Origin of the sequence: Enterovibrio baiacu (genome assembly GCF_004120195.1) — a bacterium.
Lineage (GTDB): Bacteria > Pseudomonadota > Gammaproteobacteria > Enterobacterales > Vibrionaceae > Enterovibrio > Enterovibrio baiacui.
In genome coordinates this window covers 365,129-383,830 of the sequence record NZ_SCHN01000006.1, presented here as the reverse complement: position 1 = coordinate 383,830, position 18,702 = coordinate 365,129, and the positions used below count along the sequence as shown (strand labels likewise).

The following is an 18,702-nucleotide window of genomic DNA, read 5'->3' as shown; positions in this document are numbered from 1 at the left end:
GTCCTCCTAGGCGGCTGCGCCATTGTTGTTATCTCGTGCGGCGACAAAACCATAGAATATGTAGCCAATGAAGGTCACGATTGCGCCGTAGAAAACGGCAGACTGCCCGCAGGCGTATACGCCATAAATACTGTAGGCCACTGCGAATGTGCCGATGATCGCGCTGGTTTCATACTCTTTCTTACCCACATTCTTCTTACGCAGAATCACTTCGAGACCTGTGAGGGATAGGATGTAAGGCACCATGTTGATGAAGACCGCAAGGTTAAGCAGAACGTTGAATTGCTTCACCAGATTTGGCGAAATGGTCATCAGTGCCAACCCGAGTTCCAAGGCAAGCATGATCATCATGCCTTTGATGGGAGCATTCGATTTATTCACATCACCAAAGACTTTCGGAAACAGGCGAATGTCTGCTGCGGCTTTAGACACTTGCGCGTTGGTGAACTGCCAACCGAGAAGTGAACCAATACAGGCGATAACCGCCAGCGCTGTAATCACTTGCCCGACGGTTTCATTGAACATATAGGTGTAAACAAGGCCAAAAGGTGCATCCGATTTCGCTAACTCTGCGTTGGGTATGATCCCCTGAATCACAGACGTTGAGGTGATATACACAACCGCAGTAAAGCTGGTGGCAAGCATACAGGCTAAGGGGACGTTCTTTTCGGGGTTCTCAACAGCCCCCGAGTTTGCCCCCGCCGATTCAATGCCGAGAAAAGCCCAAAGCGTTAGGGCAATCCCTGAAGAAATGGCCGTGACCGTGGTGTCTTGATGAGGGTTCCACGCCTCTGAAAACAACTCTGGTTGAAACCAAAACCAGCCACCAATCGACAGACCGACCACGGGAATAATGATCCCCCAGACAGTAATGGCAGAAATCTGCCCTGTGATTTTGGGTCCCCAAAAGTTGGCGACCATGGTGACGACGAGAATGCCGACCACGGCAACAAAGGTATGTATCGGCGTGGTCTTAATCCAAGGGAAAAAGGGAACCAGATACCCTGCAGCCGACACTGCAATGGCAACGGCACTGATCACCAAACACACATAGTAGGTATAAGAGGCGATAAAAAACGAGGATTTACCGTGTGCTTCTGCGGCATACGCTGACATGCCGCCATCTCTATTGCAGTACATGCCACACTTTGCAAATGCATAGGCGATACACATTGCCCCAAGCGCCGTCACGATCCATGACAACAGAGAAATTGCCCCTGTTTGCGCCAAACTGGCCGGCAGCATGATGATGCCTGACCCCATCATGTTAACCGTCACAATGGTGGTAAGGCCAACCAATCCCATTTTGTTTTGTTCTGAAGCCATGCTAATTCTCCACCTCGTTTATCTTGGTGTCACGTCGGTAGGTTTCGCTTCGCTTGGCCTTTTTCCTACTGCTACGGCATGAATTCTTTGCATGCTTGTTATCGAACATGCCTGATACCGAAGATAAAAACGCCAAAGTCCAAGTGAAAACAAATTTATACCCATGGATTCACTGCTCTCATTGAAGAGATTTCATGGGGTGATAAATCGGAAACGTTTATCGTTGTCGAATTGAACTTAGATGTTGCGCTAAGGCGGAATTGATTCTTTTCCAAGACATGCGGGCTTTAAACTGTGAGGCAAAAACCAATAGCGCATTGAAATTAAGCGCTATGAAAAAAAATGCATTTATGTCGGCTGATTATTGAGACTTTTTCTATCTGTTTTTCTGGCGGTGTTTTTCTGCGTTTATGTCTTTTTTGCGACTTTTTCTACGTGTTGGCTCTTCTATGGTGAATATACCCAGTCGCCTGAAAATGCAGGATTCAGTGCGCTTTTGCTTGTTCATTCTTACCGTGCCGGAGCAGGGCCATGAAAAAATATGGAAAGAAATACAACGTTTTAATTTTAGAGGAAGCTCACCGACAGGGTATTGTCGGTAACGCGATTGAACGACTCATATCAGAGCTTGAAGCGAGTGGTGCAAACGTGACGGTAGCGACCAGTTTTGATGATTGCTACTCGATCATTTTTACGAACACTGCCATCGATTGTTTAATGCTGACATCCGCCATGAGTGGCTCACAATCGGAGGAAAACGACCGCTTCTATGTGTTGATTGATAAGCTGAATCGACGCCAAGAAAATGTCCCTGTTTTCCTATTGGCAGAGCGCAAGAAGATCACCCTTCATGTCACCCGTGAGATGATGGAGAAAGTCGATGAGTTCGCGTGGATCATGGAAGACACCCCTGACTTTATCGCAGGGCGCGCTGTTGCCGCGATGACACGTTATCGCTCAAAACTGCTGCCTCCGTTGATGGCGGCATTGATGCGCTACGATGATATTCACGAGTATTCATGGGCGGCACCTGGGCACCAAGGTGGGGTAGGTTTTACCAAAACGCCAGCAGGGCAGCGTTTCTACAATTACTATGGTGAAGGTATTTTTCGTACCGACATGGGGATTGAGCGTGGGTCATTAGGTTCCTTACTCGACCACACCGGCGCCTTTGGTGAAAGTGAGAAATACGCCGCCAAAGTCTTTGGTGCGCATCAATCCTATTCCTTGGTGACTGGCACATCAGGCTCTAACCGCACCATCATGTCTGCCTGTATGAACGAAGACGATATCGTGATTTGTGACCGCAACTGCCATAAATCTATCGAGCAAGGGCTCATGTTGTCTGGTGCACGACCGGTCTACCTACTGCCAACACGTAATCGCTACGGCATCATCGGCCCGATCTACCCTGACCAACTCGCCAAACCTGTTCTGCAAAAACGCGCAGAAGACACAGCATTGACCAAAGCTCATGCCCACAAGCGCGCGGTTTACTCTGTACTGACGAACTGTACCTATGATGGCTTGTGTTACAACGCCAAACAGGCGCAAGACATTCTGGCAGAGAGCAGTGACCGCATTCACTTTGATGAAGCGTGGTACGGCTACGCACGGTTTAACCCCATTTATGAAAATCATTACGCCATGCGCGGCGAACCGGTAGAAGACCCCGATGGCCCGACGGTATTCGCCACCCATTCCACACACAAGCTATTAAACGCATTGTCACAAGCATCGTTCCTTCATGTAAGAAACGGAAAAGGGGCGATCAGCTTCGAACGTTTTAATCAGGCGTATATGATGCACGCGACAACGTCACCTTTGTACGCCATTTGTGCATCGAACGACATTGCTGCGTCTATGATGGATGGCAACCGAGGTCATTCGTTAACACTTGAAGTGATCCGCGAAGCGGTGGATTTCCGTCAAGCGATGGGACGCTTAAACCGAGAGTTCAATGATGCGGGAGATTGGTTCTTCAAACCGTGGAATGCAGAATCAGTCAAAGACCCAGAAACAGGCCAGTCTTACGCATTTGAAGATGCGCCAGCAGACTTGCTGTGTGAAAGCCAGGATGCGTGGGTGATGCATCCTAACGATGATTGGCATGGCTTCAAAGATATGCCTGCTGACTGGTGTATGCTCGATCCAATCAAAGTCAGTATTCTGGCGCCAGGCATGGGGGATGATGGCAAATTGCTGGACGCTGGTGTGCCAGCAGCACTCGTGACCTTGTACCTTGGCCGCTTTGGTATTGTGCCAACGCGTACCACGGATTTCCAAGTCATGTTCCTCTTCTCAATGGGAGTAACAAAAGGGAAGTGGGCAACCTTGGTGAACACCCTAATGGGCTTCAAGCGTCATTATGATGCCAATACGCCATTGTCGGAATCACTCCCTGATTTGGTTGCAGACTTCCCTGATGTGTATGGCGATCTCGGTATGAAAGACTTAGGCGATAAGATTTTCAAATACCTGCAAAAACACAATCCGGGTGAACTGCTTAATGCGGCGTATGAAAATCTACCAGAAGCTATCATCACGCCAAGGGCGGCGTTCCAAGCCATTGTTGCTGACAATGTCGAGATGGTGCCGTCGCATCAGTTAGAAGGGCGCGTGGCGGCAAATGCCGTGATTCCTTACCCTCCGGGTATTCCAATGCTGATGTCGGGCGAAAGCTTTGGTGACGAAACCAGTGCACAGATTAAATACCTGAAAGGGCTCGAAGTGTGGGATGAGGAATTCCCTGGCTTTGAGAAAGAAACAGAAGGCACTGAGCTGCATGATGGCGTTTATCACGTCATGTGTGTGAAGTCGGTATAGCACCGCATGGGTGTTCATCTTCTGGGTTGAAACCAAAAAGGCCGGATATTGCATCCGGCCTTTTGTTTTCTTACGTGCGTAAGTATCTGTGAGCGTTATGCACAGGCGATACGAATGAAGATCTGTGCGCCGATCAGCAGGAAGTCGTCATCCACGTAGTAAGGGCTTGAGTGCAGGTAGTTACAAATGCCTGCCTCTTTGTTGCCACTACCAAGGAAGAACATCGCGCCTTTTTTGTTTTGCGCTGCGTTCACCATCAAGCTGAAATCTTCAGAACCCGTCATTGGGTTGCCGTTTGGATCAAGGCGATCGGCTGGCACGGTGTCACGCGCTGCATCCACCACGCGTTGGTACGCGTCTGGGTGGTTGATGACCGCAGGGTAACCTTCGCATTCCATGGTGGTCTTGAAGCCACGGATTTCACTTTCCTTCACGAACATGCTGAAGCTGTCTTTCAGAATTTGATCCGTTTCTGCGTCCATCGCACGAATGGTGCCGCGAGCCTGCACATAATCAGGGATCGCGTTTGGAATCGTACCGCCATTGAACATGCCACAGCCAAATACCGCAGGGCTGAATGGGTTGGTGCGTTTAGCAACAACGTAATCCATGTCCATGATGATACGGCTGGCTTCACGAATCGCATCTAGGCCTTTCTGTGGCGTAGAGCCGTGCGCTGATACACCGTGCACGTCAAGCGTCCACGCCGAACCGTAAGAAGACATGATGCCGTTGTTGATCTTCACCATGCCGTATTCCAGCGCCGCGTCGTTATGCAGTGCATACACTTCCGCCACGCCTTCCATGCAACCCAGCTCAACCATTTTGTTTGCGCCAGGTACGCGCATGTCTTCTTCGGCCATTTGGAACGCGAAACGCACGTTGTGTTTCAGTTCGCCTTGGTTTTCCGCCAAGTATTTTGCCGTGGTCAGAATGATTGCCATGTGGGTGTCATGACCGCAGTTGTGTGAACACCCCGCGTGTTGAGAGCGGTAGTCGTTCTCTGTCATGTCTTCCATTTCGAGTGCGTCCATGTCCGCACGGAACGCCACACGATCCCAATTGTCGTTGATGGTGAGATCAGCAATAAAACCGGTGTACCCTTCGTAGGTCGTCAGGGTATAACCCATTTCTGTCATCAGTGCCTGACAGTACGCCGTGGTTTTCAGTTCTACGCCCGATGCTTCTGGGATCTGGTGTAAATCGCGGCGTGTTTTGATGCTGAATTCGTGCATTGCCAGCAGTTTGCCGTCTAGGTTAAAGCGGCTGTATTTGTCAGACATTTAGATAATCCCTTTCATTTGGAAACCGATTTGCGCAATCATGGACGCGCCAAAGAAACAGCTTGTTGCCACAATCAGGAAGATGACGATCACTTTCCAAGACATCTTCTTCAATTCTTCCATTTGGCCGCCCACAGACAAACCTGCGAATGCTAGCAAAGGTACACACACGGATAAGAACTGAATTTTACCCACAGATTCTAGGAAGTAAGTACGAACCGCTGTTTCAGGCAAACAAATCAAAATACCGATGATGGTCGCGTACGCAAAGGTTGGCAGAGAAGACGGAAGGAACTTCTTTGCAACCAGTGACAAGAAAACGATCACCGACATCGCGATAAAGCTGTCGACCATCTCCAACGGCGCAGTGCCATTGGTTAAAAATTGGGTGAAACCTGCCAGTACAATCGCAAGCGAGACCAGCTTCATATCAGTCAGAATGGCTTTCATGGCTTATTTACCTTTGTTGCAAAGTTTGTAAGTGAGTTCAGCAAGTGGCAGACCGAGGAAGGTCAGTGACAATGCGCCAAGTACAGATGAAAGCAGGTTGGATGCCGCTGCAATGCTCAGTACTTGTTTTGCCATTTCTGGCTCAAGACCGGATACCAGTGCGCCTGATGCTGCACTTAGCATTGACCCACTGCCCACACCAGAACCAGCGGCCAGTGCCAATGGGTGAAGGCCTGTCAACGGCGCGATACTGCCCAGCACGCTGAACCACAAGGTACCGATAACAGAACCACACAGGTAAATCGCCAGCACGCCAACATACTCTGGGCTGCCAGTACCAAATTTACCTTGGATAACCGCAATGGAAGGTTCACGGCTGATCGATGAACATGCGCCGATGGCTTTACGACCAAATTGGAATTTCACTGCCAGCGGAATGGCAATCAAAATTGGAAGTAGGTTGCCCAACTCTTGGAAGAGAAGCGGAATACCCGCGTCGATGATCATTTCTAGGTTAGGGATGATCATGCCCGCATATTGCGTGCCCAGAACAAGCAGGCAGTAGCCCACCATTTTGCCGCAGAAACCTTCTTCTTTTTCTGTGAAGGTTTTGCCCCACACTTTGATTTTTGATTTGGTCCAGTTGACAGAAAGCGCCATACCGAACATCACAGCGAATAACATGGGAAGGATAGAGATGGTCGCGAAGCCAAGATCAATTTTTTGGGTGCCGATCAGGGCCTGAGAAACAAAAATCAGTGCAGCAACGGCAAGTACGCTCGTGATGACGACGCGTGCTTGGCCAGCTTTGTTTTCTTCTGTGTTCATACTTCTTCATCGAGTAAGGGTGGAATTCGCGGCGATTATAGGGCGTTGTGAAAAGCGAAACGTGAATGAGATCAACACTTGTATGCGGTGACTAGATGAAAACTAACTATCATATTCCCATACGGAATTAGTGGTTATTAAGGTGTAAATGGAGGGGCTTTTTCGTGCTTCATCTGTTGTGGGAAAGAGGCAAAACGTAACAATTTGCGGTGGAAGTTGTAGGCGAATATCAACGCGCACTTTTTCATGTGCGGTGCGCTTGATGGGGGTTGAATGTGTATCGATGGTTGGCAAAAAAAAGCCCAGCGTGAAAGCCGGGCTTAGAGGTTTTTTGAGTAAAGACGAACGCGTTATTGCATCAAGGGTGAGCAATTGCACAAGGCACTGCTTGATGCGGACTTCTTGCTGTCTTTTTGAGGCTGGTACCAGCTTTCTAAACCGCTTTGTAGTTGGTTCACGGCTTGTGTGGGTGTCATGGAACCACCCATCACGGACGTGGTGGTATTCCATACTTCCATTTCAAGATCTGGCTTGCCGCGGGTGAGTACTTGTGCGGTGTTGCGAATGGTAGAATCACACTTATCACGCCATGACATCATTTCCTGCGCGATAGGGTTTTTCACGTCGAAGAAATGGTTAGAGAGCGAGAAGAACCCTGAGATCTCGTTCGTCAGCAACTCTGCAAATTCCGCCGTTGTCATCCATTTCAGGAAGGCTTCTGCCGCTTCTGGGTACTTTGAATTGGCATTGATGCCCATGCCGAGATCGGTATGGTCACTGAAGTAACACGCGTCGCCTTTCTTTTCGACTGGCGGTGGGAAAACCCCCATGTTCACTTTGTCGTTGAAACTCATGATGTCCCAAGAGCCTGCTGGATAGACCGCGGCTTTTCCATTCGCAAAGAGACTGATGGCGTCGTTATAGCCGCGTTGGTCGAAATCCTCACCCATGTACTTCGCCCACTTTTCCAATTGGCGGAATGTGTCGCGGTAAGGTTTGCTGTCCATGCGTTCTTCGCCGTTAAGCAGAGCGCCACGGCCATCTTCGCCTTTCCAATAGGTTGGGCCAATGTTTTGAAAGCCCATGGTTGCCGCTTCCCATTTGTCTTTGGTGCCCATGGCGAGTGGCAGGTAGCCACCGCGCTTGGCTTTTTCTAGCACCCAATAGAAATCTGCATTGGTGACTGGCTCGTTTACGCCCAGCTCTTTGAAGATATCTTTGTTGTAGAAAAAGCCATGGATCACGGACGCCATCGGCAAACAGAACGTTTGTGCGCCAGAGTCGGTTTGCCAAGGTGCTTGCGCAAAACTTGGGAAGTTTTCCATGCCTTCCATTTCGGTGACTTCTTTAAAGATGCCACGCTTGAATAGCGCTAATGACCCATCAAATGGACGGCACGCAATCAAATCGCCAGCGGTTTGGCTCTTAAAGCGGGCCTCCATGTCACCGTTCCATTTAGACGCATCTAAATCAGGTGGAGAACGGTACTCCACTTTGATGTTTGGGTAATGCTTGTTAAACGCGGGAATGATTTTTTCATTCCAAACGGCATCGTCGCTGCGCCAAGAATCAATCACCAGTGTGGTTTGCGCGCTCGCGAAAGCAGAAGCGGCTAGCATTGCTGCCGCGAATGGCATAAGTATCGATTTTTTCATAGTCATGTCCTCACACGCGGAAGTTGGCAATCAGGTTTTGCTGGTCTTGCGCCAAGTCAGCCAGAGATTCGCTGCTCGCGGCTGAAGCACGGGCTTCTTTCTCTGCTTCATACGCAACGTGCGCAATGCCATTAATGTGCTCAGCCACATCGATACTGACTTTGATTTGTTCTTCCGTCGCTTGTGCAACATGCACGGCCATTTCTTGAATGGCTTCCATGCGTGACACGATGTCTTGCAAGGTTTCATCCGTCAGACGTGTTTGCGTTAAACACTCTTCCATCTGCTTCTGGCTCACGTTCATGGTTTCGGCCATGCGCGATGCGTTCCCTTGCAGATTGTTGATCATCTGCTGAATCTCTTCCGTCGAGCTTTGCGTGCGGTTCGCCAGGGCGCGTACTTCATCAGCAACCACAGCGAAACCACGGCCATGCGAGCCTGCGCGCGCCGCTTCGATGGCTGCGTTCAGGGCAAGCAAGTTGGTTTGCTCCGCGATTTCCTGGATTACATGCAAAATTGACCCGATGTTGCTGGAGTAATGGTTCAACTGCTGGGTGTTCGACACCGCTTCGCTGATATTGCCTGAGAGTTGTTCCGTGAGCGTTCGGTTGCGAGAAACCTGCGCACGACCGCTGTTGGCCGCTTGGTTGGTGTTTTCTACTTCCACCACGGTGAGCTCTGTCGAACGGGCAATTTCCTTGGCGCTGACTTCCATTTCAGAAATCGCTGCTGCGACCTGATCGGTACGCGATTTTTGGTCTTCAACGCGTGACATTGCACTGTCACTCACAGAGGCAGCACGGCTGGCTTCGTCGAGCAGGTGAGACGCGCCATCACCGAATTTCGAGAGCGTTTGCGACATGGTGTCAGCCAACATATCGATAGAGCGACTAAGGTCGCCAAACTCATCATTCGCAACATAGTTAGCGCGAGAGCGCATGTCGCCGCTGGTCATTTTCTCAAGCACGTTAGTGATCATGGCCAGTGGCTTCTGGATGCTACGCGTGATGCTAAAGCCAACCACGAGGCTAATGACAGCTGCTACAGAGGTCATCACAATGATGTAGAACAGCGCTTCACGAACGGCATTCTCTGCATCTACACGGCTTGTTGCAGCAAGCTGTTGTGCATATTTGGCGTGATCTTCTAGCAGCGACTGAATGCTGTCGGTCTGCTGTGTGGTTCTTTCGCGCTCGACATGCAGCTGGCTGTTCACAGATTGCTGTTGTGCAAGCACATCCAACAAGCCATTGTCATCCAAGGTGAGCACTTCTACCTTCTTCAGATTACGCGCATAGCGCGCTTTGACATCGTCTTCTACAGAGATGAGTTCTAAACGTTTGAATGCGATTTCGATGTCTTTAGCCAGGGCTTTGCGAAGCACGACCAGATCGGTGTCTTGATCGGCGCGGCGTAGCAATTTCAAATCGCGCGCGATACCGCTGGTGATCAACTCTGCGCGGTTGTGCAAAGAGCGCTTCACTGACGCTTTTTGAAGCAAAAGGTTTGCCGCCCATTGGTAGGTATCTTCAAGACGCAAGAACTTGAGATCAAGCGCTTCGCGTTGTTCCACCAAACGGTCGGATTGCTGTTGCAAATCAATCAGGGCAGAAGCCTGTTCGAAGTAGCGCGACGATGCCGAGGAAATCTGGCGGATCTGCTGGCGTTCTTCATTAAGGTTCGCATTGAGCTGTGCATTGTTTAGCGTGTCGAAGAAGCGTTGCTTCTGGCGGTCGAATCGCTCGTCAATGTTTGCAGCAATGGCTGGGTCATCTTGGAAAGTGCTCACGAGAAGGTTCGTGTGCATCAACTGGGTGATAAGGTTGCCAGAGGTGACAACCATTGGCGTGGTTTGGTCGGTGATTTGCTCGACTTTGCTTTGAAGTGTGTTGGCGTTGAACAAACTGACACTGCTTAGCAATGCAATCAACACAAACATCAAGGCAAAACCTGCTATCGTTCTTTGTACGACGGACAACTTCATTGTTCTCTCACTCTACAATAGCCTGCGATGGGAAGGTGGATGCCACAGCTTGGCTAAAATTCGCGCTTCTAAAAAATGGTGCTTAAGCGTGAAAAATCGGTCGTGGATTGTGACATTAAACGTACCTATCGGCACGATAGTTGATTGTCTTTAGCGATTTTTTGTTATCAAACGCACAAATAATTCGCGATAGAAAATAAATGGAAGCAAGATCGGGTTTCCGCCGAGGGGAGTGAGGAAGAAGGCAGAAAAAAAGCCCCTTGCGGGGCTTTCTTGGAAATCGAAAAAGGTAAGGGTGTTACCATTTCTTTTTAGGGGCAAAAAGCTCATCAAGCTCTTTGTTGTCATTGTCTTTTGGTTTAGCGATTTCGTGGCTCTTATTCAATGACTGTGTGATTTCTTCCAGCATGCCATTGAGTGATTCTTTTGCCGATTGGCAGTAGGGATCGTTCTTTGAACTGACTACATCAATCGCTTTCTTCAACAGTTGTTGCGCTGTGCCCATTTGACCTTTGATCTTGGCATCGTTAACACGCTTTAGCACGTTCTCGATGTTAATCTTCATCTGCATTTGTTCTAGGCGCGTGTTTTCAGCGACGAACTGCTGCGTGGGCATACGGCCTTTGGTGTGCTCCGCTTTGATCACGGCACGCAGACGTTTTACCAATTTCAGCATGGAAATCGCTTCTCTATCGCTGTCAGGAACGCGAAAAGAGGTCGACTCTTTGTTTTGGTAAGTTTGCTTGATTTGGTTTATTTGCCCTTGAACATCGGCAATTCGACTTTGTAAGGATCGATCGGACTTGTCGAATTCATGCATTGTCTTCAACGCATCAAGGATTTTGTTGTTTAGACAAACAAGCAAAGACCCGCTGTAGGGTAAGTTGTGTGCATTACCGATCAGCTCTTCTGTGGCATCAATAACTGCAATATATTTTGCCATTTCTTGGCGCTTTGTTGACTCAACGCGTTGTTTTTGCTGAGCAATGATGTTGTAACCAACAATCAGGCCAAGCAAGATGACACATAAGCCAGCAACGAGGGCGATATTCATAAGCGAGCGTCGATATTCCCGGTTAAAACTAAGACGGCATAAGATACACGATCTGCTACTATGGTCATAGTTTGTTAATGCTATTTTCGATCTTAGCTAAATTCTGGCGTTTCGTAACGTATTTCTGGTACTTAGTGCGTAATGACGCACGTTTATCGCCTGCTTTTTCATTGCTTTAACTAAGGGTAAAAAGTTTCATCATCACACTAAAGAAAAGAAAGCCTTAACAATTTCTGAGCGCTATGTGGCGGTTATCGGCACGAAAGCTACTTTCTTTGAGTGGAAGGCGATATAAATTTACCTGTCCCTTTGTTTTCCTGCGTTTTCTATGAAATTACAACAACTAAAATACATCGTTGAAGTCGTGAATAACGATCTGAATGTGTCTTCCACTGCGGAAAATCTTTTCACGTCTCAGCCGGGTATCAGTAAGCAAATTCGCGCGCTGGAAGACGAGTTGGGCGTTAAGATTTTCGGTCGTAGCGGTAAGCACCTTACCAAGCTAACGCCAGCGGGGGAGCAAATTGTCGATATTTCACGCGATATCTTGTCTCGCGTGAATAGCATTAAGTCCGTTGCGCTTGAATACACCAATCCAGAAATGGGGCAGCTGAACATCGCGACCACGCATACCCAAGCACGCTATGCGCTGCCAACCGTGATTTCAGCGTTTGTGCAGCGCTACCCGAAAGTGTCTTTGCACATGCACCAAGGCGCGCCAAGCCAAATTGCAGACTTCGTTCTAAAAGGGACATCTGAATTTGCGATCGCCACCGAAGCGTCACACCTTTACGACGATTTGGTGATGCTGCCTTGCTATCACTGGACTCGCTCTCTGATTGTGCGCAAAGATCATCCGCTGGCGAACAGAACCACCATTTCCATTCATGACATTGCGCGTTATTCGCTGGTGACGTATGTGTTTGGCTTTACGGGCAGATCGAGCCTGGACTCCGCGTTTGAACGCGCAAAGCTCAAACCGAAAATTGTCTTCACCGCCACGGATGCTGACGTGATTAAAACCTACGTCCGGTTAGGTGTCGGCATTGGCGTGATGGCGACCATGGCATACGACAAAGAGTTAGATAACGATTTGGTGGCCATTGATGCCAGCCATATTTTTGATGCGAGCACGACGCGCATCGGCTTCCGCCGCGGCACGGCACTACGAAGTTATATGTATGATTTCATCGAGCGCTTTGCGCCACATCTGACCCGCGAACGCGTCGATCACGCCATGACGCTCAAAGACGGGCATGACATCGAAAAGCTGTTTGCGGATATCGAGCTTCCCGTAAGATAAAAAGTTCTGATAGACCGCATAGAATCCAAGGATTGAAGGTTATACTTGCGCCAACTGACGTGGTTTTTTGCCCCATATTTGTTGGCGATTGGAGTTAGCTTTGCCTCATCCCTCTTTTTCTCTTACAGAACGTTTTCTCGCACTGGATCGTGCGTTGGAACGACACCGTCCTTTTTGGCAAGGAATGCCGTTTGATTTTGCCGATCTGCCTTGGCGAAATGCGTATCCCGAGCTTTGTGATTGGTTGGATGAGCAAACCGTCGCATCTCTCGCGTCCTTAAAAGCGTCACCAGCACAACTGACTGCCATCGTTAAGCAATGGTTGCCTGACACTGAATCTTTGCTTGAGCTATGCCACGTCAAAGAAAGCCACCATGCGGACCTGTATTGTGATCCTCATTGGTCGACCGGTATTCCTGGTCGCAAGTGGTCTCAAATCGCAGCCTTCAACGCATCCATGCCGAAAGCGAATGGAAAACATTGGCTGGAATGGTGTGCGGGGAAAGGGTATTTGGGCCGCGTTTTGTCTGTTTCGCGTGAATCCAACGTCACCAGTTTGGAATGGCAAGAGGCACTATGCCGTGACGGTCAGCAATACGCGGAAAAGCACGATTTATCCATGCAGTTTGTCCAAGGCGATGCATTTGCGGCTGAAAGCCAGCGACTGGTTGACGACTGTGACCATGCTGTGGCGTTGCACGCGTGTGGTGACTTGCACGTGACCTTGTTGAAGCACAGCGTGGCTGCAGAGCACCTCTCGGGCCCCTCGACAGTCACTGTGTCACCCTGTTGTTATCACCTTATTCAAGATAAACGTTATCAGCCGCTTTCTACGTTGGCGAAAAGTTCCAAGTTGTCTTTGAGTAAACATGATTTAAAACTGCCGCTGCAAGAGACGGTGACGGCGGGTCAAACAGTACAAAATAAGCGCTATGTCGAAGTGACGTTCCGATTGGGGTTTGATTCTTTGCAGCGCGAGATGACGGGGAGCACGGCTTACTTGCCTGTGCCAAACGTACAAAAATCGCTGTTGAACGAGGGGTTTGAAGCCTTTTGTTATTGGGCGGCAGAACAAAAAGGGATCGTGATCCCTTCTGATACCGACTTTGCGGCATACCAGGCGCTCGGTGAAGCGCGTTTTCTATTGGTAGAGAAAATGGAAACGCTCCGCACTCTGTTCCGTCGTCCACTGGAAATGTGGCTGGTGTTAGATCGTGCACTGTATCTCACCGATAACGGCTTTGATGTGGATGTTTCAACGTTTTGTGAACGTGCACTGACACCGAGAAATTTACTCATACACGCGACGCGAATCCAACGATAGGTGATCGGCGTTAGGTTTTTTTAATTGAGATGATGACTGTGATGGAAAGAAATCACTGATGGAAATGACTGTCGAACAAACCCTGCTTGTCATGCTCGCGTTGGGTGCAGGCGCCTTTGTGCAAAGCTTGATTGGCTTCGGGTTAGCCATTGTTGCAGCGCCTATTGTCATGATGATAGAGCCGTCGCTGGTTCCGAGTGCCGTGACCATGGTGACTTTGTGCCTTGCCGCGATTAATACGTGGCAATACCGCCGACAAATTTCGCTAAAGGGGTTGGGTTGGGCGTTTGTTGGGCGTATTCCCGGCACATTCGTCGCGGGTGTAATGCTGATTTACCTCTCTTTGAATGTGCTTGAAATCGCGATGGGTGTGGCAGTGCTATTTGCCGTCTTGGCGAGCGTGTTCAAGTTTTCTGTCGAACCGAATAACAAGAACATGTTTTGGGCAGGGTTCACGGCGGCAGTCATGGGCACCACCACCAGCATTGGCGGACCACCAATGGCGCTGGTTCTACAGAAAATGGACGTGGCAATGATGCGTGCAAACCTTGCGGGTTACTTTGTGTTCAGCTGCGTGATTTCTTTGGTGGTTCTTGCGATGACAGGGTATTTCAATCTTTGGCATGTGAAGGTGAGCCTGATGTCTTTACCGATCGTGTTCGCATCTTCTTGGGTGGCGTTTCGCATTGCGCCGCACATTCGCGCTGAGTGGGTGAGGTATGGGCTCTTGGTGCTGTGTTCGTTTGCGGGGATCACGACATTGATTCGCGGCATTTCCGCGTAAGGGGTTAAACCCCACTTATTTTCTCTTCCTATGAGAGACAACAAGATCAAAAAAGCCGACATGATGTCGGCTTTTTCATTTTTTCAACACGCTGTTTTGGTAACGCGTTGAATTAGAACTTCAGGCTAACCTGCATACCGATGAACTGGTGGTCATACGGTGCGCCAGCATCTAGTGCGAACTGGGCGGCGTCTTGGTTATCAAACCAAGGGTTGTAGTTCATGTTCACTTCCGTATCGCCTTGCCACACGCCGGTGATCCAGTGGTGAATATGTCCCACTGGGTTCAAGAAGAACAGGCTCACACCGCCAAGTGTGTCTGAACCAAGTACCTCGCCACCATCGGCAACGATGTCTTGCTCAGTCAGGTACATCCACTCACCCACAGCCGCACCAAAGAGAGGTGTCACGATAATGTCTTGGATAGACGGTACTTCTGCGAAGGACTCTACACCGTATTCCCAGAAAAACGTGGACATGGTGAAAGAGTAAACGAATGATTCCCACTCGTTGAAGCCTGAGTGACGTGCCGCGGTGTAGTAAACACCACCGAAGTATGGGTGCATCACATAGTTGAGGTAGTGATCATCTTTATCCCAAACAGGGCCTTCAGAAACGTTGTCCCACCATTTGCTTGCCAAGTTGCTGAAATCACGGTCTTCCGCCGTCCAGTTAGTCACGCTTTCTGGCAGCAAGGTCATCATACCTACAGTGGCAACACTCAAACCGAGAATGGTGTAGGTTTGGCCCATCAAGTAGTCCCAGTCTTTTTCGGGTGCTGTTGACAGGTATTTAGGCAATGCATGTCTTGGTTGATCGTGGAAGCCTAGTGTATCCGCAGATTCCAAAGGTTGCTCGCTCAGCGATGCAGGAGCAAAACCATAGCTGTTAGCGTAAACGCTAGCTTGCTGTTCAAAATTGATGGTCGTTGAGTCAAAAGCAAAAGCGGATTGAGCACAAAGTAAAGCGGCCGCAGCCACGGTTGAGCAATAGCGCACGTAGGATCTCCCACACAACAAAATGCCAAACCTAAGGGCCTCTCGAAGAGGGATAGGCTTGGCAGCGAAAATTTAGGTCATGAAAGCGTTAACTAAGCGAGTGCTACGCGAAACATCCTTGCTCAAGACACCGCTAGGGGCGTTTTCTCTCAATTAATACTAAGTACCAATTGTGATGCAACCACAGTAAAGCCGCCAATCATAGCAAGTGATAGGCCAATATTTCCACCAAAAACTTGATACTTGTCGCGGTTTAATTCTGCTTGGCGGACCTTAAGTGCCATTAAAACGGGAAGTACAACGGCAAGCAGAACAAGTGCGATGGCAGCATACCCCAAAGCGGCAACGAACCCTTGCGGATAGAACAAAGCAATGAGCATTGGTGGAACGAAGGTCATTAAACCTGTTTGTAAACGACCACTTACGGTGTTCTCTCGCTTTAACGCATCAGACAGAAAATCAAACAAACCAAGACTGACACCTAAAAACGATGTGGCGAGTGCAAGATCTGCGAACAACGAAATGACTGAGGTAATGTAGGGAGAAGTCACTACTTGGCTCATTGCACGAATAAATTCAGGCAGTTGGTCGTTGTTGAGCAGGGCGTTCTGGCTCAAAACACCAAAGCTGACGCCTTGCCATAACACGTAAATAATGAGCGGAAGTGAGGAACCAAACAGCATGACTTTTCGCAAGGTGCGAATGTTTAAACCCGTGTAAGCCACGACCGAAGGAATGCTGCCGTGAAAGCCAAACGAAGTGAACATCACTGGAATGGCGGCAATGGCAAGGCCTTGGTCGATAGGCATTTCGGTGAGATGCAACATGGAAACGTGCGGGGTAAGGAGCCCCAGTGAAACGCAAAGCAGCACAATCTTGAGCAGAAACAAGCATCGGTTAATCAAGTCTACTTTGTGTGTGCCAAGCATGACCGCGCCAGCGATGATAAAGGTAAACAAGAAAGTACCCATTGAATCTGGCAATGCGCCGTTTGTAAAAGCAATGAGCTTGGCGTTCAACTGGCTTCCACCGCCTGCAATGTAGGCAGCGCAAAGCGCATACAAGAGAAATAAGGTCGCAAAGGTCGCGAGGGTTTGGCCTTTACGACCCAGAAATTGTCGCGCCAGACTGTTGAGCGTGGCACCTTCGTGTGCGTGCTGGTGGATTTCTAACATAAGTAGGGCTGTGTAGCTCATGAGTAGCCACATAGCGACCATAATGAGAGAAGACTGAATGAATCCTAGCCCTGCGGATGCAAGAGGGAGGGCGAGCATGCCAGCACCAATGGTCGTGCCAGCGATAATGAGGGTACTTCCGACTAATTTACTGCGCATAATGTCGACTTCAATAGGTGTAATATTAAGTTTACATAGTGGGTTGGGTGACGAGCTGAACAGTGCGAGGTCAATTAAACACTATGCTTTCTGAGTCTGTCCTGCGCTGCAGGTTTCAGATTGCGAAAGAGTGTAACAGATATAAAACACATGGTGTAATTTTAAATGTACATTTATGCGAGTTGCGGTGTAGGTCAGCTTCTGGGCATAATGAAATAAGTTGAACGCACACAAGGAGATAGCGGTGGGTCAGAGTAAGCTTCGGGTTGCCATGTTAAGCACGGGAGAAGAAGTGCTTCATGGAGATATCACTGATACCAATGCTGCATGGCTTTCAAGACGTTGCTTTGAAGAAGGCTTTGCCATGCATCGCCGCGTCACTGTGGGTGATTCGTTAGATGAACTTGCGATTGAATTGGTGCGTTGTAGCCAAGTTTCAGACATCGTGATCGTGAATGGTGGGCTTGGTCCGACAACGGACGATCTCACCACGGAAGCCATGGCGATGGCGATGAATGTGGATGTTGAACTTAATGCGCATTGGCTTTCTGAAATGAAAGCCCGCTTTGAGAAAAACGGCAAAACAATGCCCAAGAGCAACATCAAACAAGCGATGTTGCCCGAAGGTGCGGAACTCATCGACAATCCCGTTGGCAGTGCGTGTGGGTTCGTGGCCACGCTAAATGATTGCTTGTTCTTCTTTACGCCGGGCGTGCCGAGCGAATTCAAGCAAATGTTTGATAATGAAATTCTGCCCTACCTGCAAACGCAGTTCCCGAACAACCTCAAGCTAGAAATTCAGCGCCTCTATACGTTCGGGCTTTCTGAATCGTTATTGAACGACAGACTCGAGCCGCTCGAGCTGCCTGATCTGTTTGAGATTGGCTACCGCTCTGCCTTGCCGTTCATTGAGGTAAAACTCTTTTCTCCTCGCCAGCACTCTGACATTTCGTTAATCACGGATGCGATCCGAAAGATTTTGGCGGATCACATGGTCGGTGATGGCGTGCCTATGTTGGAGTCCGTTGGCGGATTACTGGCTCAGAGTGGTCAAACCGTGGCCGTGGCAGAAAAATTCACCGGCGGGTATCTCTCAAATTGGTTTAACCAATCTGCGATGACCAAGGATGCCTTGGTGCAAGGATGGGTACTGAACGAAAATGCGCTGAACGCGGATGGCGACTACAACCCGCTCGCGGCAGTATTAGCAATGGCGACCGCTTCTCGTGAAAATGCAGGTGCACACTTTGGCCTTGCTTGTGGAAATGCAGAGAACGGGGAAGTGGCGCTGGGATTGTCAAGCGTCGAAGGGGATTGGGGAATGATCGTCAAAACCCGCCGTTCACTCACCCATGAAGATTTTCGCTGCTATGCCTCAACCATGCTAATGGATATGTTACGCCGTTACTTGCAGGGTAAAGAGGTGTTTGGCGAGATCAGCTCTCTGATCACACTTGAATCGCTGTTTATTCCCGCAGAGGATGAGCCAGCTGACGCACAGTAATGGTTCGACATAGAAATGGATACGCATAAAAAAGTGAGGCTTACTGCCTC

At 49.2% G+C, this 18,702-nt stretch carries 14 protein-coding genes; 5 read left to right on the top strand and 9 right to left on the bottom strand.

From position 1 onward, the window contains the following. Positions 1-6: 6 nt before the first annotated feature. On the bottom strand, positions 7-1,326 hold the full coding sequence (gene potE / locus EQP46_RS04290) for a putrescine-ornithine antiporter (protein ID WP_129492459.1): 1,320 nt from the start codon (positions 1,324-1,326) through the stop codon (positions 7-9). A gap of 531 nt (positions 1,327-1,857) precedes the next feature. Here potE and adiA point away from each other — a divergent pair. Then, positions 1,858-4,152 carry an arginine decarboxylase gene (gene adiA, locus EQP46_RS04285; protein WP_129492458.1) on the top strand — a complete coding sequence of 765 codons (2,295 nt, stop codon included), beginning with the start codon at positions 1,858-1,860 and terminating at the stop codon, positions 4,150-4,152. A 95-nt stretch (positions 4,153-4,247) separates the two neighbouring features. Here the strand turns inward: adiA and EQP46_RS04280 are convergent, their stop codons facing one another. The 6 genes from EQP46_RS04280 to EQP46_RS04255 all read right to left on the bottom strand — a co-directional run bounded on the left by EQP46_RS04280 (position 4,248) and on the right by EQP46_RS04255 (position 11,406). Next, on the bottom strand, positions 4,248-5,435 hold the full coding sequence (locus EQP46_RS04280) for a M20 metallopeptidase family protein (RefSeq protein ID WP_129492457.1): 1,188 nt from the start codon (positions 5,433-5,435) through the stop codon (positions 4,248-4,250). Further along, positions 5,436-5,885, bottom strand: a complete 450-nt coding sequence (locus EQP46_RS04275; protein ID WP_129492456.1) for a hypothetical protein — start codon at positions 5,883-5,885, stop codon at positions 5,436-5,438. 3 nt (positions 5,886-5,888) lie between these two features. Beyond that, the gene (locus EQP46_RS04270) at positions 5,889-6,713 is read right to left on the bottom strand and encodes a DUF3100 domain-containing protein (RefSeq protein WP_129492455.1); all 825 of its coding nucleotides are present in this window, start codon (positions 6,711-6,713) and stop codon (positions 5,889-5,891) included. A 350-nt stretch (positions 6,714-7,063) separates the two neighbouring features. Then, positions 7,064-8,368: an ABC transporter substrate-binding protein gene (locus tag EQP46_RS04265; protein WP_129492454.1), complete on the bottom strand. Its 1,305-nt coding sequence runs from the start codon at positions 8,366-8,368 to the stop codon at positions 7,064-7,066. A 10-nt stretch (positions 8,369-8,378) separates the two neighbouring features. After that, on the bottom strand, positions 8,379-10,352 hold the full coding sequence (locus tag EQP46_RS04260) for a methyl-accepting chemotaxis protein (protein WP_129492453.1): 1,974 nt from the start codon (positions 10,350-10,352) through the stop codon (positions 8,379-8,381). A gap of 298 nt (positions 10,353-10,650) precedes the next feature. Further along, entirely contained in the window at positions 10,651-11,406 is a 756-nt protein-coding gene (locus EQP46_RS04255; protein ID WP_129492452.1) for a DNA repair protein, read from the bottom strand. A gap of 328 nt (positions 11,407-11,734) precedes the next feature. Between EQP46_RS04255 and cysB the strand changes: the two genes are divergently transcribed. The 3 genes from cysB (at position 11,735) to EQP46_RS04240 (ending at position 14,817) form a co-directional block, all read left to right on the top strand. Next, positions 11,735-12,709 (top strand): HTH-type transcriptional regulator CysB, encoded by a 975-nt coding sequence (cysB, locus tag EQP46_RS04250; protein WP_129492451.1) that lies wholly within the window; start codon positions 11,735-11,737, stop codon positions 12,707-12,709. 100 nt (positions 12,710-12,809) lie between these two features. Further along, positions 12,810-14,033, top strand: a complete 1,224-nt coding sequence (locus tag EQP46_RS04245; RefSeq protein WP_129492450.1) for a methyltransferase — start codon at positions 12,810-12,812, stop codon at positions 14,031-14,033. A gap of 58 nt (positions 14,034-14,091) precedes the next feature. Further along, positions 14,092-14,817: a sulfite exporter TauE/SafE family protein gene (locus EQP46_RS04240; RefSeq protein WP_129492449.1), complete on the top strand. Its 726-nt coding sequence runs from the start codon at positions 14,092-14,094 to the stop codon at positions 14,815-14,817. 112 nt (positions 14,818-14,929) lie between these two features. On the opposite strand, the gene EQP46_RS04235 is transcribed toward EQP46_RS04240, so the two are convergent. Further along, positions 14,930-15,814: a DUF3943 domain-containing protein gene (locus tag EQP46_RS04235; protein ID WP_129492448.1), complete on the bottom strand. Its 885-nt coding sequence runs from the start codon at positions 15,812-15,814 to the stop codon at positions 14,930-14,932. 149 nt (positions 15,815-15,963) lie between these two features. Continuing rightward, positions 15,964-17,148: an aromatic amino acid transport family protein gene (locus EQP46_RS04230; RefSeq protein ID WP_129492447.1), complete on the bottom strand. Its 1,185-nt coding sequence runs from the start codon at positions 17,146-17,148 to the stop codon at positions 15,964-15,966. Between the two features lie 244 nt (positions 17,149-17,392). Here EQP46_RS04230 and EQP46_RS04225 point away from each other — a divergent pair, with 244 nt between their 5' ends. Then, the gene (locus tag EQP46_RS04225) at positions 17,393-18,652 is read left to right on the top strand and encodes a CinA family nicotinamide mononucleotide deamidase-related protein (protein ID WP_240671646.1); all 1,260 of its coding nucleotides are present in this window, start codon (positions 17,393-17,395) and stop codon (positions 18,650-18,652) included. The last annotated feature ends 50 nt before the right edge of the window (positions 18,653-18,702 follow it).